Raw genomic sequence first — 24,513 nt, 5'->3', positions numbered from 1 at the left:
CAACGGGGCCCGTTTTGTTGTTAGGTGCGGGTTAATTTTCAGGTTTGGCGCAGGGGCGACGAACAACGTGCAGGCATTGGTTGTTAGGGGATTTACAGCTGAACGGTCGCGCGCCGTTGCCTGGAACCTGTAAACTGATGCCGGATTGCCTCCGCTGGCGCGCTCGCATGGAATTGATACGTAGTTTGGTGGAACAAAGCATTATTTCTTCAACTCTAAAAACGCACCCAAATGAGCAAGATCACATTAAGAGACGGAACCGAAATGTATTACAAGGATTGGGGGAAGGGCCAGCCGATCGTGTTTCATCACGGATGGCCGCTGTCTGCCGATGACTGGGACGCGCAAATGTTCTTCTTCCTCGAACAGGGCTACCGCGTGATCGCGCACGACAGGCGCGGGCACGGCCGTTCTTCCCAGGTAGCGCACGGCCATGACATGGACACCTACGCCGAAGACGTATCGGAGCTGGCCAAAGCCCTCGACCTCAGGGACGCCATCCACGTCGGCCACTCCACCGGCGGTGGCGAAGCGATCCATTATGCGCATAAATTCGGGAAGGGCCGCGTGGCGCGCGTGGTGCTCATCAGCGCCGTTCCGCCCATCATGGTGAAATCCGCCACCAACCCGGGCGGCGTGGATATCACGGTGTTCGACGAAATCCGCAGCAACACCGCCAAACACCGGCCGCAATTTTACCAGGACATCACCATCCCGTTCTACGGCTACAACCGCCCCGGCGCGAAAATCTCCCAGGGCATTCAGGACAACTGGTGGCGCCAGGGCATGATGGGCGCCATCAAGGCGCATGTGGATTGCGTGAAGGCATTCTCCGAGACGGATTTCACCGAAGACCTGAAAGGGGTAGACGTTCCGGTGCTGGTCATGCACGGGACGGACGACCAGATCGTGCCCTACGAAAATTCCGCGCCCAAATCCGCGAAGCTGGCCAAAAACGGCACGCTCATCTCGTACGACGGTTTCCCGCACGGGATGCCCACCACGGAAGCGGAAACGATCAACAAAGACCTTTTGAACTGGATCAGATCATAAGCCAGGAATTAGCGAACAGCTCGTTCTTTCCTTTGAAAACCTGCATGGATTGCAGGTTTTTTTGCTTTCGCTGGTTTGCAAACGGTTCCGTAATACTTTTTTCCGATTTGCTGGCGGAATATTCTCCCGGGATTGGAAGACCGGTACATTAAGTGTACATTAGACATCTACAGTCCGCTGCGCCCGCTTCCTCCCGGGAAGGGCGCCATTCCACGCGAAAATTGGATAACGATAAAGTCAGGATAATGCTACTCAAAACTACCTGTGCAATGGCCGCCATACTGGCCGGCACGATCTCAGCAACAGCTGCCGCCCCGGGCGATACCGTTCGCGCGGCGGATTTCGGGGCGCGGCCCGGCACGTACGAAGATGCTTTGCCCGCCATCCAGCGCGCCATTGCGGCATGTAAGGAGAAAAATGCGGCGGTGCTGGTGCTGGAACCGGGGCGGTACGACATCTGGCCCGAACACGCCGCCGAAAGGGAATATTACATTTCCAATACCTCTTCCGAAACGGAATGCCCGTCCAAAATGAAGAAAACCGGCCTGCTGTTCGAACGGATGGAAAATTTCACGCTCGAAGGCAACGGCGCGTTGCTCGTTTTTCATGGGAAGATGATCACCTGGGTGGCCGATCATTGCAGGAATATCACGATCAAAGGCATCCGGGTGGATTTTGAAAGGCCCAGCATGTCTGAGCTTACCATCGCCGCCGCCAGCGATTCCGTTGTGGAAGCCGCCATTCACCCGGATTCCCGTTTCGACATCCGCGACAGCAAATTCCAGTGGTACGGGGAAGGCTGGGGGATGAAACATTTCCACGCCATCAGGGTGCATACGGCCGACAGCACGAACTGGTACGACAACTGGGCACCGTTCGACCGGAGCAAGGCCCTTCTCACAGGCCCGTTCAGCGTGCGTTTCAGCGGCAATTTCAGGAACAGGAAATTCGTTCCGGGAGATGTGCTGACCGTCCGCGATCCTATCCGCGACCATGTGGGCGCTTTCATCAACCGGTCGGAAAACGTGCGCCTGCACGACGTACGGATGCATTACATGCACGGCCTCGGCATCGTGGCGCAGTTTTCGGAGAACCTTTCGTACGACAGCGTTTTCGTCATCCCGCGCAACAATGGCCGGCGCATCGCCGCATTTGCGGACTGCATGCACTTTTCGGGCTGCCGTGGCCAGATCACGATCGAAAACTGCCGCTACAACGGCGCGCATGATGATCCGGTGAACGTGCACGGTACGCACCTCATCGTACAGGAAGTCGTGGGCCCCCGTAAACTGAAGCTCCGTTTCGGCCACGCGCAGACCTATGGCATGGAGGCTTTCTTCGCCGGAGACAGTACCGCCCTTCTCGACGCCGCTTCCCTTAAAATATATGCATATCCGGTAGTGAAGTCCGCAAGCCTGGTATCTGAAAGGGAAATGGAAGTGGAATTCACCAAAGACGTGACCGGCGTCAAAAAAGGCGATGCGCTGGAAAACGTAACCTGGACGCCCGCGCTCACCGTGCGGAACTGCCGTTTCGAGGGTACGAACACGCGGGGATTGCTCGTGACCACCCGCCGGAAAGTCCTCATCGAGAACAATGTCTTCTTCCGTACCGGCATGCACGCGATCCTCATCGCTGACGACGCTTCCGGCTGGTACGAATCCGGCCCCGTTACTGACGTGACCATCCGCGGAAATACTTTCCAGGAATGCGCCTACAACAGCGGCGGCCACAATTATACCATCGCCATCGAGCCCGAAGTGAAGAAAGCGGCGCCGGGGAACTTCGTCCACCGCAACATCCGCATTTACGACAACACCTTTTTACAATACGATTATCCCGTGCTGTTCGCGCGTAGTACCGATGGGCTTTCCTTCACCAATAACCGCATCATCCGTACGGATTTCCGGCCTTCCGGCCAAGCCCGGCCCAACATCCGGCTGGAAGATTGCGCCAATGTGAAAGTGGGGAAGAATTCGGAAAAGGGATTCGGGAAGATAGAGGTATCGAAATAAGCAATGTTTACTGGGAAAAGGGAAAGCCGGTCAAATCGACCGGCTTTCCTGTATTATGTATGCAGACAAATGGTGTCGGCGTCAAACGCTGCGTTAATATCCGGGATTTTGTTTGAGCCCGGGCTCCACTTTCAGGCTGTTTTCGTGGAAAGGCCAGAGGTAGTTGTTGGGACGGAAGGTGCGGTCTTCGATCTTGAGTGTTACTTTCTGACCATTGACCATCCGGGTGTGGCCGAGGGCGGGCTCGTTGAGCACTTTCTCGGCGATGCGCCAGCGGATGATATCGTCGTATCTGCGGCCTTCTCCCGCCAGCTCGATCCTGCGCTCGTTGCGGATAAGATCGGTCCACTGTTGCTGGGTGTAACCTGCATATTTGGCGAGGGTCACGTCTGCGGCGGCCATATCGAGGCCAGCGCGGCGGCGCACGTCGTTGATGCACTGTTTGGCCAGGGCGTCTACCTGGTTGAGCATGATCTTCGCTTCGGCATAAGTGAGCAGCACTTCGGCATAGCGAAGATACGGGAAGTGCATGTTCCCGCCGGTTTTGAAGGCGTCCGTCTGGTCAACGAACTTGCGGAACCAGAAGCCGGAGCGGCTGGCGCGGGCATTTTCGTAGTACATCGGGTTATTGGGGTCGTAGATGTTGATCGCTTCGGTGGCGAACATATCGCCCGGCATGTAGATGCTGGCGGCCAGGCGCGGGTCGCGGTTGAGTTTCGGGTTCAGTTCGTATTGTTCTTTGGTATACTGCGTGCTTTTGTCGATCGGGTCGCCCTGGAGGGTCCAGTAAGCGTCTACGAGCGATTTCAGCGGCACAACGAACGATTGCCCGTTGCCGGTGCGGTATTGGGGGGCCAGGTGCTGGAAGGAGTTGGTGGCCGAGTTGGAATGGCTTTCCATGTCCATGGTAAAGATGAACTCCTTGTTGGTTTTGTCGGCTTTGTATTGGAAAAGGTCACCGTAATTCGGATGCAGTTCGTATTTACCGCTGTCCATGATCTCTTTGGCGAGGCGCGCCGCGTCCGCGTATCGCCCGAAATACAGGTAATAGCGCATGATAACGGCTTTCAGCGAAAACTTATTGAACATGTAGCTATCGGCGGTATACGTCTGGGGCGGCAGTTTATTGGCGATCTCTTCTGCCATGGGGAACAGCACGGAAAGGATCTCGTCTTTCGTTTTGGACGGCTGTGTGGCGGATTCGATATCGGCCGGCTCCAGGTAGAACGGTACGTTTTCCCAGCGGGAAACCAGCCAGAAATAATGCAGGCAGCGGATGCCTTCCAAAACGCCTTTGTATTTGGCGCGGACGGCTTCGTCTTCCACATAGGGAAGGTCGGCATTGGCGATGAACACGTTCAGGCGGCCGAGGTGCTTCATGTGCAGTTCGTAGTAATAGAGGAATGCCTGGGTGTTGGAGTTGAAGTTGCCGTTGGCGATCAGCTGATGATGATGGCTTTCCGTGCGGCTGTAGGCGTTGTCGGACTTGCCGTCTTCCATGTACGGCAGTTTGGCGGTGAGGCCGGGGCCGGAGAAAACGTCGGTCATGCTGGAGTATACCACGCGGCGAAGGTCTTCTTCCGTATTGAAGAATTCGTTGAACTTGGTGGCAGTCGGGTCTGTCTTGTCGAGGAATTTCTCGCACCCGCCGAGCGCTGTGGCGCAAATGAGAGAGGCGTATATAAACTTCTTCATATCTGGATAATAAGTTGATTAGAACATGGTAGCTTTCAGGCCGAGGCTAAATACGGCCATACGGGGATATCTGCCGTTGCCGCCGTTTCTTTCCGGTTCGAGGCCTTCCCATTTGGTGAAGGTGATGGCATCCTGTGCGTTGAAATAAACGCGGACGTTACGGATGTTGCCACCGATCTTCGGGAACGTGTATCCCAGCTGGATCATCTTGAAGCGGAAGAAAGACGCGTCGCCCAGCCAAACATCGCTCAGATAGGTGTTGGTGCTGGCGCCTGTCCATACGCGGGGGAAGCGGCTGTTCTGGTTTTCGGGCGTCCAGCGGTTGTCTGCATAGTATTGGCGCGGGGCTCCCAGCGCGTTGGTGGCTCCGTCGACCAGTACGGGATAACCTTCCATTCCGCCGAGGCGGCCGGTACGCTTGCCTACGCCCTGACCGATCACCCCGAAATCCCAGCGCTTGTAGCCAAGGTTCAGGTTGATGGCGTAGTTCATATGCGGGAAGGGATCGCCCAGGTTCACGCGGTCGAGATTGTTGATCACTCCGTCGCCGTTCTGGTCGATGTACTTGATGTCGCCGGGCAGCGTGTTCGGCAGTTTGGCGGGCGTCTTCGCTACATCATCCGCATCGCGGAAGTAACCATTGGATTGATAACCGTAGAAGTTATCGATGGATACGCCGGGGAACCATACTTTATCGGTATTGTCTTTGAAGATGAGCGTATCATTGGCGCGGTAGCCTGCTTTCAGCACTTCGTTTTTATTGTCGAAAAGCATGCCGCCGATGCTGTATTGGAAGTCGCCGATCTTGTCGCTCCAGTTCAGCGACAGTTCGAAGCCCTTGTTGTCCACTTCGCCGATGTTCACTGCGGAGGTGAGGTAGTAGGAACCGGTCAGCGGCGGAACGGGGAATTCGCCGTATATCAGGTCGAAGGAATGTTTTTTATACACTTCCGCGCCGAAGGTCAGGCGGTTATTGAGCGTGGTCAGCTCCATGCCCACGTTCCATTGTTTCTGTTTCTCCCAGGAGAAGTTCAGGTTGGGCGTGCGCATCGTCCAGCCCCAGGTGTTCACGATTTCCTCCCACAGATAGGGGTCTACGTTTTCGTTACCGATCAAACCGTAGGAAAGGCGGAATTTGAGGTTATTGATGGCGCCGCTTTTCACGAGCGGTTGCAGGAACGATTCGTTGGAAGCGTTCCATGCGAACGCCGCGGAGGGGAAGAAGCCCCAGCGGTTGTTGGGCGCGAATTTGGAGCTGCCGTCGCCGCGGGCCGTCAGCTCGAGGATGTAACGGCTGTCGAGCGAATAGTTCAGTTTGCTGAAGAACGAAGCCTTGCTGATTTCCTTGTAATCGGAAAAGATCCAGTTCATGGCTTCGGCGCCGGCGGTGAAGTAGATTTTGTCTTTCCGGCCGCGCAAATTGCCGGTGTAATTCAGCAGCAGGCGGGAAGTGAGCTGGCTTTCGGCCACGTTTTGCGTAGCGCCGACGGCGTTTGCCCAGGTGGTAACGGGTTTGCCGTTGCCGTCGTAGAATTTGAAGGTGGGGCGCTCGTATTTCTCTGCGGATTTTTTGATCACGTACGAAACGTTCCCTTCGATATTGAGGTTCTTGGTAATGTTGTATTTGGGACGGAGGTTGATGGTGCTCCAGTCGTGCATGTAATTCTTGGTGCCGCCGCGGTTGATGGAAGCTACGGGGTTCATGCTGTTGTGCAGTTGGTAGTGCTCCGCGATGTTGAGCCCGTTGTTGGGGTAGAACACTTGCTGGGAGGCGTTCATCCTCCAGGCGATGGAGTACAGGCCGTGGCCGTCGTCATTGGCGTAAAGGCGGTCTACCTGCAGGCGGTGGGCGTAAAAGTCGGCCATGAGCACGAATTTGTCGGCGATATTGATGTTGGTGTTGAAGCGTGCGGAGAATTTCTGGGTGCCCTCGATATCGTTGAGGCCGCCTTCGTTCTGATAGCCAAGCATGAGGTTGAAAGTACCCACGCCGCCGCCGCCGGAAACACTGAGATTGGTGTTGCTGGAAGTCGCGTTCCGCTGGATCACCTCATCGAGCCAGTTTACGCTGGGCAGTTGGCCGGTTGCCATTTTCATGATGGAATCTTCGGAGAAGATGGGTGCCTGGCCCTGCATCGTACGGGCTTCGTTGTTGAGGCGCATGTAATCTGCGCCGTTCACGAATTTGGGCAGGTCGATGGGTTTGGAGATGCCGTACCAGGAGTTCAGGTCCACCTTGAATTTGCCGGTCACGCCCCGCTCGGTTTCCACGATGATTACGCCGTTGGCGCCACGGGAACCGTACATGGAGGCGGAGGCTGCATCTTTCAGGATGGTGATGCTCTTCACCTGGTTGGGATCGATGTCGGTGAGCGACATTTCCATCCCGTCCACGATCACCAACGGCTCGGCGTTCTGAAGGGTGCTGATGCCCCGGATGGAAATAGTGCCGGGCACGGATCCGGGCAGATTGGAGCCCTGCATCATGGTCACACCCGGAATGGTGCCGGAAAATGCTTCCTGCATTTTTGCGATTGGCCGGGTTTTGGCCTGTTTCATGTCCATCTGCGCCACAGAAGAAGCGACGTGGCGCTTTTCCACAGTGGAGAAACCCATGACCACCACGCCTTCGAGGTCTTTGCCTCCTTGGGAAAGCCGGATGTTGAAATGGGTTTGCGTGCCTACGGTTACCTCGCGTTCGCGAAAGCCGATGGAGCTGATGATGATAACGGCATTGTTGCCGGGAACGCTGATCTCGAAGCGGCCATCCTCACCGGCGGCCGTGCCGATATTGGTTCCCTTTACGATGACCGTTGCGCCGGGAATGGGCGCACCCGTGGTGTCTGAAACGCTGCCCCGCACGGTTTTCTGCTGGGCGTCTGCCTGCAGCATGCATAGCAGGAGCGATGATAAAAGGAATAGATACTTCATAGCGGTATGAGTGGTTGAAAGAATTTCCATGGCAGCGTTAGGTAAATGGCAGGCATAGCGATGTCACTCCGGGCGCGCATGGCACCACAGCATGCCTGCATTGGGCAGGATACGGAAAGCTTCGGCTTCCGGAATGGATCAGCTGGTCAGGTCAGCAAAACGTGGATGAAGTAAATGATGTCAAGAATCGATAGACTGGTTGATACTGTTCATCGGTTCGATTTTGATTTATTATCCAAATAGACTTTAATTATGTTTTTCGATCGATTGGATTATATTTCGATATATTTTGAATGTATGCGTTTCAAATATCTGTAGTTATTTCAGTTTGTTTCATTAATTTTAAATACTTTAAGATTAACAGATAACTTCGATTAAAATTTTCATAAAGAAGCATACGAAATCCGAAAAATGCACCTGTTATACATGGTGATTTATTAAGCTTTTTTGGGGGAGACGGTTGCAGGGGGCTAAATGGAAATACAGAGAAAGAAAGCTTTTTCAACCAGTAAATGGAAGGAGTATTCAGGAGGTATGGCTACGCAGCAGGTTGTCGATCCGCAACCGGTTATACTGTTGCAGGATAATGGCCGCCACATTGAAAACGAGGTTGGTGGCAAGGTTGAGCGTCCCTAATATCCAATGGCCAAACGTAAAAGCGTGCAGTCCGGAAAAGAGGAAAAAGAAGCCGCAGATGAGGTGGAAACGTTCGTACATGTTGATGGTGGCACGGTATCTTTCCGCACCGGCGAGGTTGCCGACGGTGTTACCGGCACTGCCAGTGGCGGCATTGGCCCAGTCGCCGTTTTGCGTGAGCTTCCGGATGGCTTTCACGCCCAGTTTTTCGAATCCCCGGCGGGTGGTGGCCAGTTGCGTCCATCTCAGCAATGAACGGGGCAGCAGGCCCATCACGCACGAAACGGTGATAAATATCCAGGCCCAAACGTCCCACCCGGCCAGGAGCCAGTACCAGAGCAGGGGAGCGCAGCACAGGGCCATCCAGAAAAAGTTGATGAGCTGGTTGAGGATGTGGGTTTTCATGCCGGGCGATTTTGTCCGTAACCGGAAGTTACGGAAGATTTTCAGCATCGAGGGGGCAATGGTAAGTTCGCTTTGCGCAGCAGCGTGTTTTTTCCGCCGGTTGACTATCCTCCGGGGAACCCCCGAAATCCGGAAGCCCGCCTTTTCAGGGGCGGGACATTCCGTTTCGGTATAGGGCAACAATCGGCGGGCTAAACCCGCCCTTATCAGAGAACAGCAGGGTAATACAGTATTTCGCGCACGGCCGCCAGGGCATTTCGCGCGGCACCGGTATCGGGCTTACCGGGCAGCGGGCTCTTCTGCGCGGCGGATGCGATGGCCGCCATGAGCGTTTCCGCGTCGCGGAGCAATGCATCGTAATCCCGTTCCCCGCGCTTGATGGCGAGCAGTTCTTCCCGGTCGCCCCGCCATACCCGCAATTCGCCTTCGGTAAACAGTTCATGCGCCATGCGCAACAGCCGGATGGTGTGCATCATGTTCTTCGCATCGAACCCTTTGCCGTGCGCCTGGTTGCCGGTGAACCGCGCTTCGTTGCGCTCGCTCACCCATTTCCAATACGCGGCGTAAGTCCGGCAATGTGCGGAATACGCTTCCTGGTTGAAGAAAAGGTACGCTTCCGGCACCGTTCCCTTTGCCACGGGCGAACAATGCACATCATCGCTTTCCGCGCCGGAAACGATCCCCCGGTATCCCGCACCTTCATCGTAATACAGGGCGTACAAGCCTTTGGTATGCGGCATCGCCGTGAGGCCGCAATGTTCCGGGCGCCTGCGCGTGGCCCGCAACCAGGCCGCCAGCGATACCGTTTTGCCTCCTGCCGTCACGTAACAGCAGTCCATTACGGTTTTGCGCGTTTCGGGCTCGGGGTTGTTGATCTTCTTGTTCAGCCCCTTCGCTTTTCCGATCTGCGACCAGGCGTACCCGGCGAAGGTTTCCTCCGCCAGTTTCGATAGGAACATTTCCTTCGGGAACGCGTCCATCAACGGGTGCCGGAAATTTACCGCAGCTGCCGGCGTGCAGAGCAATTCCAGCATGTTGGGATTGTTCTTGCACAACAGCTCCACGAACCGCCCCAGTTCGTAATACACCACGTCGTTCGAAGCGTTGGCTACCTGCGGCACATATTCCCCCGAAAAGAACAGATGCTGCGGGAGGTAAAACACGCCTTTCACATCGGTGTCGGACGATGGCGTGTCCAGCCCGTAAGCCCGGCTGCCGCTCAGGGCCTCAAAAAGCACGAGGCCATTCGCTTTCAGGTAAGCTATGTCTAACATGACAGCATTTTTTGGAAGTATGCGTCCAGCGGCGCAGTGGAAACGGACATCCTGTTTTCGGAAGGTGCCGATTCCGCGAGCGATCGCATACGTTCGGTCATAAATTGCATCAGTTCTCCGGGAACTTCCACCGGCGCACTTTCTACGGCTTCCGTTTTCCATCGCATCAAATCGTTCACCATCCGTTGTATGCTGGCAGGAGCCAGTTCCAGCAAGGGCTGCAGGGTCATGGGCGGATACTCGCCTATTGTTGCTATCCAGTTGGCGGCGAGCAGCGGGCGCAATACATAGAACAGTTTCTTGACGCCTATCTGCTTTCCCTGCATCGTGGCAAGCGCGCCCTGCGCGATGCCGAGATAGTGATGCACCTGCCTGCGGCCATTGAAATACAGCGGGAGCAGGTCTGTCATGCTTTCGCGGAAACCTTTCTGCTCCATGTACACCACCGGCGATTGCAGCCATTCGAAAGGCGTGCAGTTCGATTTGTACAGCAGGCGCAGCGCCTTGCGGAGGTCCCATCCGCATATGTCCAGCTCGCCGGTCAGCGGCAGCGACAATTGCTCTTTAGCGTCGCTGAGCGAAAGGTAAGCTTCCGGTTTTTGAACGTATATGAACCTTGCGTCGTAATCGCTGTCCGGCGATGGGAACCCCCAGGCCCGGCTGCCCGATTCGCAGGCGAAGAGTATTTTCACCTGGTGGGCAGCCACGAGGGATTGCAGCGATGTCGTTATTTGTTGTCTCATTGGGTTATGGATGTAAGGCCGGCGATGCCCCGAAGGGCGTCGTCAGTCGGTCAGTAATTGTGTTACGGCGGCGATGTTGCGCGCCCATTCTTTTGTATACGCCTCGTCGGCATCCTGCGCTTCTTCCACGATGGTCAGCCCTTGTGCCCGGGCTTTCAGTTCCAGCAGCCGTCCCACGGTAGTCCGCGCCTGGAGCTTTGCCAGTTGGAGTTCCAGCGTTTTCAGGTTCAGGTTGTAGGCCGTTTGCCCGTCGAACGCCTGTTCCAGCCAGATGATCTCGCCGGCGGCAATGTCGAGCACGCCGAAGATCAAGCCTTTGGTCAGCGGCTGCGTGATCCGCACCTGGTGCTGCACGCAGGAAGGGTCGTAAGCCACTCCGGTATCGGCATCCACTTGCATCCGATGTGCGCTGTTCATCCACCCGGCCACGAGGTTGGGGGAGATGGCGCCGTTGCTGTAGGCGTTGCAGGTGAACACGGCGTACCGTGCTCCGGCCTTTTGCAGTACGTCGAGGTCGATATCGATGTACTCCGCTGTACCACGCCGGTTCGGGATGGCGCGGATGTCTCCGCTATGCCGTGCGCCGGTAATGCTCAGTTTCCCGAAGTTGCAGATCTCCGTTTTCTTTTCGTACACGATGCCTGCGCTCAGGTCCATATCCAGGTGCTGCGCCGGGAGGTCTTTGCCCCATTGCATGAAGAGCCGCACCTGGTTGCCCGGAACGGGAAAGCGTGTTCCCATGAGCGCGGACGGCAGGTCTTGCACGTTCTCCGAACGTGCTCCTACGGGCATCGGCATCATCTGCAATACCGGGTCGATGAAGATGGTGCGGCTCGCGGTGGGCTGTGCGGCGTAGCGGTCGGACATCGTTTCCAGGAACACCTGTTCGATCCCCTGTGCCATGGCCTCCCGCTGTTCGTCCGGGTACAGCGCCAGCAGCGGGTTGGGTTTCACCTGTTTGGTGGTCCCTCCCAGGGGCTTTACGGCCCGGGGCATTTTCAGCACGAAGTAGTTTTCCGCGTAGCTGTTCAGCGTCAGCAGCAACCGTGCGGGCACTTGTCCCTTCACTTGCCCGAATGCCTGCAGCGTTTCTTCTTTCCCGAACCACAGCATGTTGGAGAACAGTGCCCGTGCGAATTGCCCGGGGCGTTCCTGCAGCAAACCGAATGCAGTGGCTGCGTCGTGGCGGATGCGCGCCTGTTCCAGTTTTCCGGCCCATACTTCATATTTCCGGTGATAGAAAACGTCCATCAGCCGTTCCAGTTTTTCCATGCCCGGCCGGTGGCTGAATTCAGCGAGGCGGAGCGCCCGGATGTAACGTACCCAGATTTCCCTTTTCGGGTGCATCAGTTCCGCCGCTTTTTCGGCAGACAGAGGCATGCTGTTGATCCATCCTGCTACCATGCGCGCTTCCTTTCTTCCGTACTTCAGTTTCAGCCGGGATTTGGAGGCGGCCTGCGCTTTCTGTGCTTTTCCGGCGCTGGGCGCGATGTGCAGGTTGTTCCGCGCCGTGCGTTTTTCGATAACGGACGGCTGCACGATCTGCAGGAACCCCGTATGCCGGAACCACAGGTATCGCAGGATGTCTCCGGGCGATTGCAGGAGCTTTCCCGCTTCCTTTCCCTTGCCGGCGGCTGCCAGCGCGGAGATCACGAGCATGAGGGTTTCTTTCATCCCGATGGCTACGTCGGGCAGCGGGTAATGCGCCAGCAAAATGCGCAGCGAATCGGCCTGTGTGGCATCCAGCGCGGTTTTGGAGGTCAGCAGGTCGTGGAGCGCGGTTTGCATGGAAGCATCCGTCCACAGCGTGAGCAGTTTGTATTCGGTGCCTTGTCCCGTGAAAATCTTTACACCGGTTTCGAACGGCATTCCGCAGAACGGGCAGCCGTTGTAACGTTCGAGGGGGAACGTATGGTCGGGGATGAGGTGCCCGCAGGCGAGCGCCGTTCCTTCGAAATCTTCACGGAAAATATTGGCGATGGCGGCGATCCAGTGATGGGAGCGCTTTTCGCCGGTAGGCTGGTCCCATCCCTTCACGAGGGGCGTCCAGTTCCGGTTGACCTGCAGTGTTTCGCGGAAAGCTTCGTACACGGCGAGCACGGCCGGCGCGGGCAGCTGGTTCACCTGGTGGAGGAGGGGCTCGTCCATCCGGAATCCCAGCTTCGCGAGGTTCACGGCCAGGCTGGCCGCGGGCTCCCGGAGTGTTTTGGAAACACAGGCGCCCGTTTCCGGGATGTAAACCGCCTGGTGGCGGATGGCGACTGTTTGTAATTGTTTGTTCATGTTGGTTTGTTGAAGGAGGTGATCCCGCCGCTCGTCATTTTGAGTGATGGGAGTAAGCGGCGGTTGACCTCCGGTGAAGTAATCGCCCGGCTGGATTCCTGGTTGGCCTTTTTACAGGCGAAGTAAGCCGGACTTGACCGTTGGCGGAACAGGCGGGGTTCGAACCCGCAACCCCATCATCCAAAAATGAGCAATAAATCCCAGCTTGACCTGCACACAGGTAACCGGTGGATTTCATACATAATGTGCGCTAACCACTTTGCGCTACTGTTCCGTCGAAATAAAGAACTTAGGTAATTTGTCCGCTGCGTTCTAAAAGGAAGTTGGCAGTAAGCAGACATTGACCTGAACGGTAATAGCCCGGCTCCAAAAGGCAGGATTCGAACCTGCATGAGCCGTGTTGGAAGTAAGCCGGACTTGACCGATTGCGGAACAGGCGGGGTTCGAACCCGCGACACGGGCGTTCAAGGCGCGTGAAGTAAGATCAGCCTGGCCGCGCATGTCGGGCAATCGCTGAACTATCCTGCTCTACCAGCTGAGCTACTGTTCCGTTTTTGCGTCGTAAAGAACTATCGTTGTTTGACAATGCAAATATTTGCGCAGTAGGATGCAGGGGACGTGCGCAGTGGCAAGAAATTTTAAAATATTTTGTAATTAATTGAATGGTAATGTTTTATTTAGAAATTAATTGGCAGGATGAATGACGGGTTGGACAAACTGCGCAACTGTATTGCGTAGTTTTGTTGCGTAATTGGACGGGGTGGGATATATTTACCGGAAATCCCCTTCCTATGGCGATACATAAAGTTGCCCTGATCCGTTACAAAACGATCGACCAGTGCCTCCGCAACAGCCACCGCAAATGGACGCTGGACATGCTGATCGAAAAAGTGTCGGAAGCCCTGTACGAATACCAAGGCATCACCGGTGGCGTGAGCAAGCGCACCGTTCAGGCCGATATCCAGCTCATGCGCAGCAACAAGCTTGGCTACAATGCGCCCATCGTGGTGTTGAACAAACGGTACTACACGTATTCCGACAGCAATTACAGCATCAACCATTCGAAAGTGACGGATGCCGATGTGGAGAAAATGTCGGAGATCGTGAGCGTACTGCGCCAGATGAACGGGTTCGATTATTTCGATGATATGAACGATATCATTGCCCGGCTGGAAAACAGCCTCCATAAATCCGTGAACCGCGAGCATAACCACATCCAGCTCGAAGGGAATAAACTATTGAAAGGCCTGGAGCACATCCTGCCCCTGTACCAGGCCATCCGCAAAAAAGTGCCGCTGCTCATCACGTACCAGTCTTTCAAGGCCAAAGCCCCCGTCCCCGCCGTGTACCACCCGTACCTGCTGAAGGAATACCGCAACCGGTGGTTCCTCATCACCCATCCGCGGAAAGGCAGCGCATTGGTGACCCTGGCGCTCGACCGGATCGTGGAGTTCATGGAAATGTCCCCCAAAGACTATGTGCCCTACACGGGCGTCGACTTCGAACGGTATTTCGGCGAAACGCTCGGGGTCACGCGGTCGGAGCGCGACCGCCCGCAGAAGGTCGTCCTCTGGGTGCATCCCAACCAGGCACCCTACGTACTGACCAAGCCCCTTCATCATTCGCAGCAACTCCTCCGCCAGGAGGCAGACGGGAGCATCATGGTCCGGATCGACGTCACGCTGAACTTCGAACTGGAGCGCGAGATCCTGGGTTTCGGGGAAATGATGCGGGTACTGGCGCCCAGGAACCTCGTGGGGTTCATCCGCAAAAGGCTCCAAAAGGCCGCGGAACAGTACGCCGTTGTCAAAAAGGAATTGAAAACCACCGGGTTCGGGCAAAATTGATCCAACTGGGTAAAATAGAAAAACCGGCCCTGCCGGCCGGTTTTTTCAATCATCATCTCTGTCGCTTTTTGCTGCTTTTTGCCAAAATGCCTGTCTGTCGTAGAAATCCCCGCTGCTGCAGGCCGGTCGTTTTGCATGTTGTATCCGGCCTTCCCCATGAATTTGATGTATGCAGATACAATAACGGGACTAATTTTTCCATGCCGAAATCTTTTTTGATTTTTTAATAGAAATTATTGACTTCATTAAAAAATTTTTCAAAGATTTGTAGGGAACCGGAAAACGCAGGTCATATGAACGTTAATTTGTTAAACCGCGAGCCTTTCGCGATGGACCCGACTTTGAGCAAAAAGCAGATCCAGTTGAGATACAGGCTGCTGCAACATCTTTATACCAACGGCCCCTCGTCCATCTCGAGCCTTTGCGATACCATTGGCATCAGCGCGCCTACGGTTTTCAAAATGCTGGCGGAGCTGACGCGGGAGAAGATCGTGGAGAAGCGCGGGGTCGGGGAATCGATCGGCGGGCGGAAACCAGACCTTTTCCGCCTCCAGCGCAATGTGATCTTCGAAATCTGCATCGATATAGAACTGTTCAAAACGAGCATGGCGATCGTGGACAATAACAACCACTTCGTAACGCCCGTCAAAACCGTGCCCGTGGCCCTTTCCCGCAACCGGAAAGCCTTCTTCGAAACGCTCATCGAGCATGTGCGCGACCTCATCCGCACCGCCAAGATCGAAGAATCCCGGCTCGTAGGCTGCTCCGTGGGCATGCCCGGGCTCATCGACCCCATCAGCGGCGAAAACTACAGCTACCTGCTCGATGAAACCGACGGCCTCACCCTGCGCGAAGCCTTCGAGCAGCAACTCGGCATGCCCGTAGTGATCCAGAACGACGTGAAAGGCTCCGCCCTCGCCGAATTGCGGTACGGCCACGCCATCGGCCGCAAGAACGTACTGGTGATCCTTATGGACTGGGGCATCGGCCTCGGCATCATCATGGACGGCAAAGTGCAGCACGGCAGTTCGGGATTTTCGGGGGAAATGGGGCATATGCCTTTCGTCGAAAACGGGGAATTGTGCTACTGCGGCAAATATGGCTGCCTGGAAACGGTGGCGTCGGGGATGACGTTGTCGAAAATGGCGCGGGAAGGGATTTTGTCGGGACAGAACTCTATCATCAACGACCTGTCCAACAAAGAAATATACCGCATCGAAACGGAACTGATCATCCGCGCGGCCAACAAGGGCGACCAGTATTCCATCCAGCTGCTGTCCAACATCGGGACGAACCTCGGAAAAGGCATTTCCATCCTCATCCAGCTGTTCAACCCGGAAATGGTGATCCTGAGCGGTAAGATCGCGGCGGCCCGGCAATATATCACCCTGCCCATGCAGCAGGCGATCAATACGTATTGCATGACGCAGATCCGGGAAAAGACGCAGATCGTTTCGTCTGAACTGGGAGACGATTCGCGGCTGCTGGGGTACGCGGCGGCAGGGATCACCTGGTTTTTCGAGGCCATGATCGCCGATGCGAAAGACCGGTGATGCATTTATGGAATTTTACATCCCCCTACATCCTTAACCTTTGAAATAACAACCTTTCTCCATGAAATCTCCCTTCCTCAAACGTGCCTGGCGCCTCGGCCGCTGGTTCATCGCCGGCTTTATGCTGCTTTTCGTATTCAGGATGATCGTCGGGTATGTGAGCCCTTCGGCCGCCAGCTCGTCTTCCCGCAGCGGTTTCTTCGACGGCATCGAAAATATCCGGAAAAACTATGCTTCCGAAAAGTTCTCCATGCCGCAGGTAAAAATGGATGCGCCTCACATGAACAGCAATGTACCGTCGCCGCAGAAGTACGAGAAAACTGCGGAAGTTACTTCCCGCTCCTCGAATTTCGAGAAAGACGGTCATGCTATCCGCAGCAAAACCGCTGATTTTCACGGCATGGTCCAGTATGAACATGCAGACGGCCTCAAAGGGGCGCGCGAATTGCACCTCGTCATCGGCGTACATCCGGAAAAGTTCGACACCTTCTATGCTGTGGTCTGCCAGATAGGCGAAATCCGCTCGATGTCCGTAGAGAAGGTCGATAAAACCAACGAGTACGCGCAGCTCAATGCCCGTAAGGCGTCGCTGGAAAAAACACTGGCTTCGCTCATGGAGTTGAAGACGAAAGGCGGAGAAATCGGGGATTTCGTATCGCTGCACGATAAAATCCTGGAAACCGAAACCAAACTCCAGGAACTTGGCGTGCAGCTGGACGATTTCAATGCCGATAATGAATATTGTACCGTGAAATTTTCATTGTTCGAAGGTCGCGCCAAACAGGGCATATCTATCCTCCACCGTATGAAAACGGCGCTGGAATGGACGGTCCAGTACAATTGCATCCTGCTGGGCATCGTGTTCCTGGGTACGTTATCGGTTTTCATCCTCCTGCTGATCATCGACAAATTGAAGATCATGCAGATCGTGAAGGGAAATGATTAGATGAACTTGTCCTTCACCCCGGACGATTTCGGCAAACCCGCGTCGATATTGCGGTTCCACCAATCCTGCGCTTTCACCACCTTGCTATGGTTGGTTTCGTTATCGTAATTTTTCTGGTAAGTGCCGAGGGTTTTGCGGATGGCTTTCATTTTGTCCGACAGCTTTTTGCGCTGGCTTTTCAGCTCCTTTTCGGCAGCGGCCAGCGCATTTCCTTTTCCGCAGGCTTCCACTTCCTTCGTGGCGAACGAGGAGGCGAGGGTCTGCATTTCGGTGCTGATCTTTTCGGCCACCTGGTGCGTGATGTCGAAATGGCGCTGCTCGTGGTTCAGGAGCGATGTGCTGGAATCCGCCAGACCTGTATTGATGAGGCCTTTCTTGAACGAGGTTTTGCAATCGCCCAGCTTGGACGCTTCCACTTTCACGTTGTTATGGTTTTTCCATTGGTATTTGACGCTGCTCATCCGGTCTTTCACGCAATTGGGCTTGATATTCCCGCAATCTGCCGGGTCGGTGACGGTGGTGTTGTAGATTTTATAGGAGGCGAGCTTCTTTTTCTTCATTTCCGCGGCGCAGGTCTTCACGTCGTTGTCGCACGCTTTTTCTGAAGACGTCTGGCTTTTGTTGAACTGGCTTTCGCAGGCGGGCACGAATGTATCGGCGTGGGCTTCGCGCTCTTTGGGGTCGTACAGCCATTTTTTGGCCCAGGATTCTTCCTGTCGCATGTAGGCTTTCACTTTGAGCTTGCTCGTATCGCCTTCGATGTTCACTTTGTAGGCTTTGTATTTCTCCGGATGTTCGGCGGCTTTTTTGTCTTTGTCTTTTCCTTTCTCGCAATCGGTCACCTTTTTGCCCGATTGGAAAGAGGTGCCGTTTTCCGTTTCGGTGAGTTTTTTGAAAGGGTATTTAGATACGTCGAAATCTTCGATGTCCGATTTCGTGGCGGCTTCGAACCCGGTCGTTTTCTTGGGGACGTCTGCCGTGAAATCGGCCCAGGTGAGTTTGCGGTGATGGATATCCGCCCGCTGGATGCGCCTTTTGGAGGTGTTGCCCTGTTGGAGGACATGCGTCAGTTCGTGGGCGAGGAGGTGCTGGCCTTCGGGCGTATGGGGCTGGTATTGTTGATGGTCGAAGTAGATATCGCTTCCGTAAGTGAAAGCTTTGGCCTGCACGTCGGCGTTCAGTTCCGCGGCCGATGCGCCGGTGTGGATGTGGACGTTGGAGAAATCGGCGCCGAAGGCGTTTTCCATGAAATGGCGGGTGGGGGCGGGGATGGGCTCGCCCTTTCCGGCCGTGGAGGCCAGTTTGTGCCGGGTAGCCGAAGCCTGCGGCGGGTTGAAGAAAGACGGCTGGGCGGAGGGTTTCCGCGAACTGTTGTTCGGATTGCGACGGGTGCTGCGCATGGCAAAACAGGTTGCGCCCCCGGCGGAGGCGGTGATCAAATTTTTATCGGGCTGCGATGTACGAAGGGTAATGCCGGGGTTTCGTGTTTCGGGGGCTGATGGTCCGTATGATCTGCTGAAGGTTTGCTCCGGGCTGATGGACCCAAATGTAAGCCAAACGATCGAAATAGGCAAAAAGAGGGCCCGCGGTGGGCGAGCCTTCATATTTTTTATTGTGTGAAGTGAAGCGGCAGGCTGAAACGGACGTTCACCGCCTTTCCCTTCTGACGGCCGGGTAGCCAATCGGGCATGGCGCTTACGACGCGCAGGGCTTCTTCTTCCAGTCCATATCCCTTGGGCGCTCCCATGGTTTTGGCTTCTGCTATTTTACCGGTAGTATCGACCATGAACGATACAGTAATGGTAGCGGAGATGTTTTTTTTGCGGGCGCGCTCCGGAAAACGGATGTTTTTGGACAGGTATTCCTCCAGTGCGGCATCTCCGCCTGGGAAGATGGGTGGATGGTCGGGTGGGTTCGGGGCGAGCTGCGCCGCGGCGGTGGGGATATCGGCTGGGATGATGCCTTCGAAGGCGGAGACGCTGATGTTGCGGACGAAAGCGCCGTGCGGACTGGCCTCGAAGTATTCATGCGCCACTTCGCTGCCATTGTATTCTCCCAGTACGCCGTTGAGGAAGAAGAGGCGGAGGGTCGTATCGCGTTCTTCCGGAACGATAGCGTTGCCGTACAGGCGGCCGGTTACAATTGTTTCCGGAGCGCCGTTATCGCCTACGGCATATTTCCGCAATGCTATCTTCGGGTTGGTGATGGTCACTATATAATACCGGGAACGGGCGGTATCCATAAACAGTTTCACGCCGTAACGATACCCGGAAGCCAGCATGGGATCAGCCGGCAGGCGGAGGGAATGCAGGTAAAAAGCATATTCGGCAACGCGGGTAGCGAGGGTATCGGCCATGCCGTTTTCGCGGAGATAGTCTGCGAGGTTCTTCGGGTTTCCGAACATCTCGAACGCGGCGGTGGCCAGTTCCATGAAAGTGGCGAGGTCTGCTGCCGCTTTCGGGATTTTATCTTCAGCGCTCTTTAATTGCCTTTTCAATTGTTTGGCGGTATAACTGTCGCGGTCCCGGAAATCCTGCGCGATGGCCTGTGAAAGCGCGGCCATGTCGGAAGTGGACGGAGAAAGCTGCTGTGCCTGCGTTTGCAGCGCGATGCAACTGGCAAAAATCAGTAAGATCCGTTTCATAGATATTGGAAGAGGCTGCAAATTAATCTAATTGGATGAGCCGGCCTTCCGGCGCGGGAGAATTTTTGGTTATCGATAAGAATCCCCGGCAAATGAGTATATTTGTTCACTTGTGGTACAAAAACAAAATGTATGCTGAACGGTATCAAACCGATTGCCGCCAAATCCATGGCTGAGCGCGTAGAAGCGAGCCTGCGCGAGTATTTCGCCAAAGAGAACTTCAAGCCGGGAGACCCCCTTCCCACGGAACTGGAACTGGCCGCCGCCCTGGGCGTGAGCCGCAACGTGGTCCGCGAAGCGCTCAGCCGGTTCAAGATGCTGGGCATCATCGAAACGAAAAAGAAAACGGGGATGGTCATCAGCAACCCCGATATCATGGGCACCTTCGAAAAGGTATTGACCCCCGAGATCATCGACGAATCTACGTTGCAGGACCTTTTCGAGCTGCGGCTCGTCCTCGAAATGGGCATCGCCGACCTGCTGTTCATCCACAAAACCCCGCAAGACATCGCCGAGCTGGAAGACATCGTGGCCCGCGAAACGAAGGGCGACAACTTCCGGATCAACAACGAAATCGCCTTCCATGGCAAGTTATACCAGATGACCGGCAATGAAACGATGAAGCGTTTCCAGACTTTGCTGCTCCCCGTTTTCGGATATGTGATGAAACTGGAGAACAAACAATACGTCTCCGGGAAAATCACGCACAAAGACCTGGTGCGCATCCTCAAAAAAGGGACCGTACAGGAGTTTAAAGACGGAATGGCCTCGCACCTGCAGCCGCATCTCGACCGGCTGCGGCAATCGAAATAAATTGGAAGTCCGCCGGAACCGGCGGACTTTTTTTTCACTTTTTTTACCGTTCACAAAAATTAATACTTGGATTTTGTTAAAAATCCCTACTTTTAATATGTAGAACATAACTACTAAATAGGGCATGAACGTTATGATCAACTGTATTCCAGCGTTAGAGGAACTGTAGCGTCCTCCCACCATTATTTTATTCAACCACCGCCGCCCGGCGGGCCGTACTGCCTGTGAAAGCGCGGTAAGGCCGGGCATTTGCCGCCAACGTGAGAACGGGGCGGGGCGGACTTTCCATTCAATCACATGTACACAAAACTTCCACACATGACATTGCTAAGATTATGTTGCTGCTTCCTGCTGCTGCTGACCGCATTGCCGGGGTTCAGCCAGGCCGGCGGCCAACCGGTGACGGGCATGGTGCGCGACTCCGCATCGCGCGAGCCCATGATCGGCGTGAGCGTGTCCGTCAAAGGCACATCACGGGGCACCGTTACAGACGGGAACGGCCGCTTTAAATTGCAGGCCGGCGCCACGGAAACGCTCGTGTTCAGAATGATGAACTATGCCTTGAAAGAAATTACCGTGGGCAATCGCCACGAGATCAACGTCGACCTCGCCGAAACATCCTCCCAGTTGGGCGAAGTGCTCATCGTCGGCTACACCGAGCAATCGACCCGCAAAAACACCGCGGCCATTTCCAAACTGGACGTAGCGGAACTGAAAAATAATCCCAACCCCAACCCGGTTCAATCCATGCAGGGCAAAATCGCCGGTGTGTCGATCCCCATCACGCAGGGCCAGCCGGGCATCGGGGCCACCAACATCATCATCCGCGGCGGCACCAAACCGAACGTCTACGGCGCCGGGCTGGGCAATAACAACGGCGCGTCCATCGGCTCGTCTGACGGCAGCAACCCGCTCATCGTGGTGGATGGCGTTTTCCGCTCCACGATGAACGACATCAACCCGGAAGACATCGAATCGTTCCAGGTGATGAAAGACGCGGCTTCCACCGCGATCTACGGCGCCCGCGGCGCCAACGGCGTAATCGTCATCAAAACGAAAAGGGGAAAGATGAACACGCGGGGCAGTATTACACTCTCGCACCGCAGCACCTGGGAAACACAGGCGCGGGATTACGATTACCTTTCCGCCGAAGAATATCTCCGCCTCGCCCGCGTGACGGTGGCCAATACCTCCGACGCCATCGACAAGAACAATCTTTTATATAATGGCGGGTTCTCGGCCGGCACGCGCACCTTCACCAAACGCGGCGATTACGGCAAAAGCATGTACCTCACGGCGCTGTACGACAATATCGTGCAGGTGGAAGGACAGGCATACGTTGACAACCTGTTGCAACGCGGCTGGCGCGTGATGGACGATCCCATCAATCCCGGCACCAAACTGCTGTACGCCGATAACCAATACCAGCAACAACTCTGGGGCACAGGGCTTTCCAATACCGACAACGTGACGCTGACCGGCGGCACCGATAAAGCCGATTACAACTTCTCGATGGGGTATACCGATCAGAAAGGCATCCTCGTGGGCACGCGCTACAAGCGCTATAACGCGCTGGGCAATTTCGGGTACCAGGCGTCGGACAGGCTCCGGCTGGATTTCATGGTCAACTACCAGTTTACCAAACCGAATTATGTGGATGCGTACCAGAACGACCTGGTCCGCGCGATCCGCATCACACCGCTGATCCGCACGTTCAAAGACGACGGAAAGCCCACCACAGGCGAGAACTGGACGGTCCGCAACCGCTTCCATACGCTGGAATACGACGATATCCGCACGTCTACGGAACGCGTAGTGTCTCGCGTGGCGGCCGATCTGACCATTATCAAAGGCCTGCATTGGAAACCTTCGCTTTCTTACGTGATCGACGATTACAAGGAACTGACGATGCGCAGGGCCACGCCGCCGGACGAGATCCAGCCATCCATGCGCCGCTGGAAAGACGATTATACCAACAACTCCCGGCAGCTGATGCTCGACCAGGTGTTGCAGTACGATACGGATTTTAATAAAGATCACCGGCTGACGGTGCTCGCGGGCATGAACTTCACCCGCAATACCAACCACTCCAAGGATATGGGCTCCCAAAGGGCCATTACCGACTACATTTACACGATCGATGAGCCGCCATTGACGACGGTGAACGGCAACGCCACCACCAACGTGGCGGATTTCCGGACGGCATTGGGAGAATCGCGCTCCGCGAGCCTTTTCGGTCAGTTCAGCTACGACTACAAAGCGAAATACATGCTGGGCGGTACGTTGCGGTACGACGGATTCTCGAACTTCGCGCCGGAAAACAAGTACGCGCTGTTCCCTTCTGTTTCCGCCGGCTGGAACATCGACCGGGAGAACTTCTGGAGCAGCAATACCGTGAGCGCCCTGAAACTGCGCGCCAGCTGGGGCATGGCCGGGCTCAGCGGACTGAGCATCGTGGACACCTACGGCGAATATACCGGTGTGGCCTACGCCACTTATGCAGGTGTGGTGCGCTCCGGGCTGGCCAATCCGCGGCTGCGGTGGGAGTCTACCGTTACGACAGACATCGCGCTGGAAGCGGGTTTGTTCAGGAACAGGATCAATCTTTCCGTAGACGTGTATGACAAGCTGACGAAAGACCGCCTCACTTCCAAACCCCTCCCTTCGGAATCGCCGTTCACCTCTATCGCCTACAACAACGGCGCCCTCCGTAACAGGGGCATCGAGATCGCGATCGGCGCCAACATCATTAAGAACAAGGAATTTAGCTGGAACACGAATTTCTCCTTCGCGTTCAACCGCACCACCATCGCCGAACTGCCGGACAACGGCCGCGCAAAGAACCGCCAGGGCGGCGATATGGTATTCGATAAAACCACGGGCCAGCTCATAGAAGCGGGCGGCCTGGCGGAAGGCGAGCGCCCTTACGGCGTGTATGCCTTCAACGTGCTGGGCGTTTTCGCGACAGACGCGGAGGCGGCCGCCTGGAACGCGAAGATCAAGGACAACCTCGCGTCGCCGCAGGGCATCATCGTCGGGAAGCGCGGCGGGGATTTCATTTTCGAGGATGTGAACAACGACGGCATCATCGATATGAAAGACCAGGTGTTCATCGGCTACCGCAATCCCGACAAGATCGGCGGGATACAAAACACGTTTTCCTATAAAGGCGTTTCGCTCCGCGTGAATGCGGACTACGCCATGGGGCATATGATCAGCAACGGCGCGCTGGCCCGCTCGATGGGGCAGGGCAGGGCGTTTAACGAAGGTGCGCCTTCCGAAGCGCTCGCAGAAAACGTCTGGAAGAACCAGGGCGACGCAGGCCGTAAATATGCGCGCTTCTCTTTCGCCGATTACGATTTCGGGCAGCGCAACTACCTCCGCAACGGGAGCCTCGGTAACAACAGCAGCTACAATTCCGATGTGTCTGTCATGTTCCAGAAGGGCGACTTCCTGGCGCTGCGGGAAATCACGCTGTCGTACGATCTCCCTTCCACCTGGGTGAAAAAGTTCCGCTCCACCGGCCTCAATGTGTATGCCTCCGTGTACAACGTAGCCTACCTGACGGCTTACAAGGGGCTCAATCCCGAAGTGTACAGCGGCTTCGACCCGGGCGGTTATCCGCGTCCGCGCCAGTTTTCACTGGGAGCCAACCTGAAGTTTTGATTGCTTAAC

15 protein-coding genes and 2 tRNA genes are annotated in these 24,513 nt (G+C 55.5%); 7 read left to right on the top strand and 10 right to left on the bottom strand.

The features are described from left to right. The first annotated feature begins 231 nt into the window (after positions 1–231). Both ACQKLP_RS17160 and ACQKLP_RS17155 read left to right on the top strand, forming a co-directional pair. On the top strand, positions 232–1,053 hold the full coding sequence (locus ACQKLP_RS17160; protein WP_427324024.1) for an alpha/beta fold hydrolase: 822 nt from the start codon (positions 232–234) through the stop codon (positions 1,051–1,053). Positions 1,054–1,322: 269 nt separating this feature from the next. Continuing rightward, entirely contained in the window at positions 1,323–3,068 is a 1,746-nt protein-coding gene (locus tag ACQKLP_RS17155; RefSeq protein ID WP_427324023.1) for an alpha-1,3-galactosidase-related protein, read from the top strand. Positions 3,069–3,161: 93 nt separating this feature from the next. Here the strand turns inward: ACQKLP_RS17155 and ACQKLP_RS17150 are convergent, their stop codons facing one another. From ACQKLP_RS17150 to ACQKLP_RS17115, 8 genes are all read right to left on the bottom strand, one after another. Continuing rightward, positions 3,162–4,763 carry a RagB/SusD family nutrient uptake outer membrane protein gene (locus tag ACQKLP_RS17150; protein ID WP_427324022.1) on the bottom strand — a complete coding sequence of 534 codons (1,602 nt, stop codon included), beginning with the start codon at positions 4,761–4,763 and terminating at the stop codon, positions 3,162–3,164. A gap of 18 nt (positions 4,764–4,781) precedes the next feature. Continuing rightward, positions 4,782–7,694, bottom strand: a complete 2,913-nt coding sequence (locus ACQKLP_RS17145; RefSeq protein ID WP_427324021.1) for a SusC/RagA family TonB-linked outer membrane protein — start codon at positions 7,692–7,694, stop codon at positions 4,782–4,784. Between the two features lie 525 nt (positions 7,695–8,219). Continuing rightward, positions 8,220–8,735 carry a hypothetical protein gene (locus ACQKLP_RS17140; RefSeq protein WP_427324020.1) on the bottom strand — a complete coding sequence of 172 codons (516 nt, stop codon included), beginning with the start codon at positions 8,733–8,735 and terminating at the stop codon, positions 8,220–8,222. Positions 8,736–8,941: 206 nt separating this feature from the next. Further along, positions 8,942–10,009, bottom strand: a complete 1,068-nt coding sequence (locus tag ACQKLP_RS17135) for a DNA polymerase beta superfamily protein (protein WP_427324018.1) — start codon at positions 10,007–10,009, stop codon at positions 8,942–8,944. Continuing rightward, entirely contained in the window at positions 10,003–10,752 is a 750-nt protein-coding gene (locus ACQKLP_RS17130; protein WP_427324017.1) for a nucleotidyltransferase domain-containing protein, read from the bottom strand. The genes ACQKLP_RS17135 and ACQKLP_RS17130 overlap by 7 nt, the downstream gene beginning before the upstream one ends. A gap of 42 nt (positions 10,753–10,794) precedes the next feature. Next, positions 10,795–13,035, bottom strand: coding sequence for a hypothetical protein (locus ACQKLP_RS17125; RefSeq protein WP_427324016.1), 2,241 nt, complete (start codon positions 13,033–13,035; stop codon positions 10,795–10,797). Positions 13,036–13,176: 141 nt separating this feature from the next. Continuing rightward, positions 13,177–13,309, bottom strand: a tRNA-OTHER gene (locus ACQKLP_RS17120). Between the two features lie 154 nt (positions 13,310–13,463). Further along, positions 13,464–13,585, bottom strand: a tRNA-OTHER gene (locus ACQKLP_RS17115). Between the two features lie 241 nt (positions 13,586–13,826). On the opposite strand from ACQKLP_RS17115, the gene ACQKLP_RS17110 reads away from it, so the two are divergent. The 3 genes from ACQKLP_RS17110 (at position 13,827) to ACQKLP_RS17100 (ending at position 17,381) form a co-directional block, all read left to right on the top strand. Continuing rightward, a complete protein-coding gene (locus ACQKLP_RS17110) occupies positions 13,827–14,882 on the top strand; it encodes a helix-turn-helix transcriptional regulator (RefSeq protein ID WP_427324015.1) in 1,056 nt (351 codons plus the stop codon). A 293-nt stretch (positions 14,883–15,175) separates the two neighbouring features. After that, positions 15,176–16,435, top strand: a complete 1,260-nt coding sequence (locus ACQKLP_RS17105) for an ROK family transcriptional regulator (protein ID WP_427324014.1) — start codon at positions 15,176–15,178, stop codon at positions 16,433–16,435. A gap of 61 nt (positions 16,436–16,496) precedes the next feature. Then, complete coding sequence (locus tag ACQKLP_RS17100) at positions 16,497–17,381, top strand: DUF4349 domain-containing protein (protein WP_427324013.1); 885 nt, start codon at positions 16,497–16,499, stop codon at positions 17,379–17,381. On the opposite strand, the gene ACQKLP_RS17095 is transcribed toward ACQKLP_RS17100, so the two are convergent. Together ACQKLP_RS17095 and ACQKLP_RS17090 are read right to left on the bottom strand one after the other, a co-directional pair. Continuing rightward, positions 17,378–18,781 (bottom strand): DUF4157 domain-containing protein, encoded by a 1,404-nt coding sequence (locus ACQKLP_RS17095; protein WP_427324012.1) that lies wholly within the window; start codon positions 18,779–18,781, stop codon positions 17,378–17,380. The two genes, ACQKLP_RS17100 and ACQKLP_RS17095, sit on opposite strands and share 4 nt — an antisense overlap. Before the next feature lie 209 nt (positions 18,782–18,990). After that, positions 18,991–20,025: an energy transducer TonB gene (locus ACQKLP_RS17090; protein ID WP_427324011.1), complete on the bottom strand. Its 1,035-nt coding sequence runs from the start codon at positions 20,023–20,025 to the stop codon at positions 18,991–18,993. 132 nt (positions 20,026–20,157) lie between these two features. Between ACQKLP_RS17090 and ACQKLP_RS17085 the strand changes: the two genes are divergently transcribed. Continuing rightward, a complete protein-coding gene (locus ACQKLP_RS17085; RefSeq protein ID WP_427324010.1) occupies positions 20,158–20,838 on the top strand; it encodes a FadR/GntR family transcriptional regulator in 681 nt (226 codons plus the stop codon). Positions 20,839–21,156: 318 nt separating this feature from the next. Continuing rightward, positions 21,157–24,504: a SusC/RagA family TonB-linked outer membrane protein gene (locus tag ACQKLP_RS17080; RefSeq protein ID WP_427324009.1), complete on the top strand. Its 3,348-nt coding sequence runs from the start codon at positions 21,157–21,159 to the stop codon at positions 24,502–24,504. Positions 24,505–24,513 lie beyond the last annotated feature (9 nt).

Origin of the sequence: Chitinophaga sp. NPDC101104 (genome assembly GCF_050277495.1) — a bacterium.
Taxonomy (GTDB): Bacteria; Bacteroidota; Bacteroidia; order Chitinophagales; family Chitinophagaceae; genus Chitinophaga.
This window is presented reverse-complemented; position numbering and strand designations above follow the sequence as displayed.

Excerpts from the sequence above, each read along its gene's own strand:
- ACQKLP_RS17160 (WP_427324024.1), top strand. The coding sequence starts at position 232 with ATGAGCAAGATCACATTAAGAGACGGAACCGAAATGTATTACAAGGAT.
- ACQKLP_RS17155 (WP_427324023.1), top strand. The coding sequence starts at position 1,323 with ATGGCCGCCATACTGGCCGGCACGATCTCAGCAACAGCTGCCGCCCCG.
- ACQKLP_RS17150 (WP_427324022.1), bottom strand. The coding sequence starts at position 4,763 with ATGAAGAAGTTTATATACGCCTCTCTCATTTGCGCCACAGCGCTCGGC.
- ACQKLP_RS17145 (WP_427324021.1), bottom strand. The coding sequence starts at position 7,694 with ATGAAGTATCTATTCCTTTTATCATCGCTCCTGCTATGCATGCTGCAG.
- ACQKLP_RS17140 (WP_427324020.1), bottom strand. The coding sequence starts at position 8,735 with ATGAAAACCCACATCCTCAACCAGCTCATCAACTTTTTCTGGATGGCC.
- ACQKLP_RS17135 (WP_427324018.1), bottom strand. The coding sequence starts at position 10,009 with ATGTTAGACATAGCTTACCTGAAAGCGAATGGCCTCGTGCTTTTTGAG.
- ACQKLP_RS17130 (WP_427324017.1), bottom strand. The coding sequence starts at position 10,752 with ATGAGACAACAAATAACGACATCGCTGCAATCCCTCGTGGCTGCCCAC.
- ACQKLP_RS17125 (WP_427324016.1), bottom strand. The coding sequence starts at position 13,035 with ATGAACAAACAATTACAAACAGTCGCCATCCGCCACCAGGCGGTTTAC.
- ACQKLP_RS17110 (WP_427324015.1), top strand. The coding sequence starts at position 13,827 with ATGGCGATACATAAAGTTGCCCTGATCCGTTACAAAACGATCGACCAG.
- ACQKLP_RS17105 (WP_427324014.1), top strand. The coding sequence starts at position 15,176 with ATGAACGTTAATTTGTTAAACCGCGAGCCTTTCGCGATGGACCCGACT.
- ACQKLP_RS17100 (WP_427324013.1), top strand. The coding sequence starts at position 16,497 with ATGAAATCTCCCTTCCTCAAACGTGCCTGGCGCCTCGGCCGCTGGTTC.
- ACQKLP_RS17095 (WP_427324012.1), bottom strand. The coding sequence starts at position 18,781 with ATGCGCAGCACCCGTCGCAATCCGAACAACAGTTCGCGGAAACCCTCC.
- ACQKLP_RS17090 (WP_427324011.1), bottom strand. The coding sequence starts at position 20,025 with ATGAAACGGATCTTACTGATTTTTGCCAGTTGCATCGCGCTGCAAACG.
- ACQKLP_RS17085 (WP_427324010.1), top strand. The coding sequence starts at position 20,158 with ATGCTGAACGGTATCAAACCGATTGCCGCCAAATCCATGGCTGAGCGC.
- ACQKLP_RS17080 (WP_427324009.1), top strand. The coding sequence starts at position 21,157 with ATGACATTGCTAAGATTATGTTGCTGCTTCCTGCTGCTGCTGACCGCA.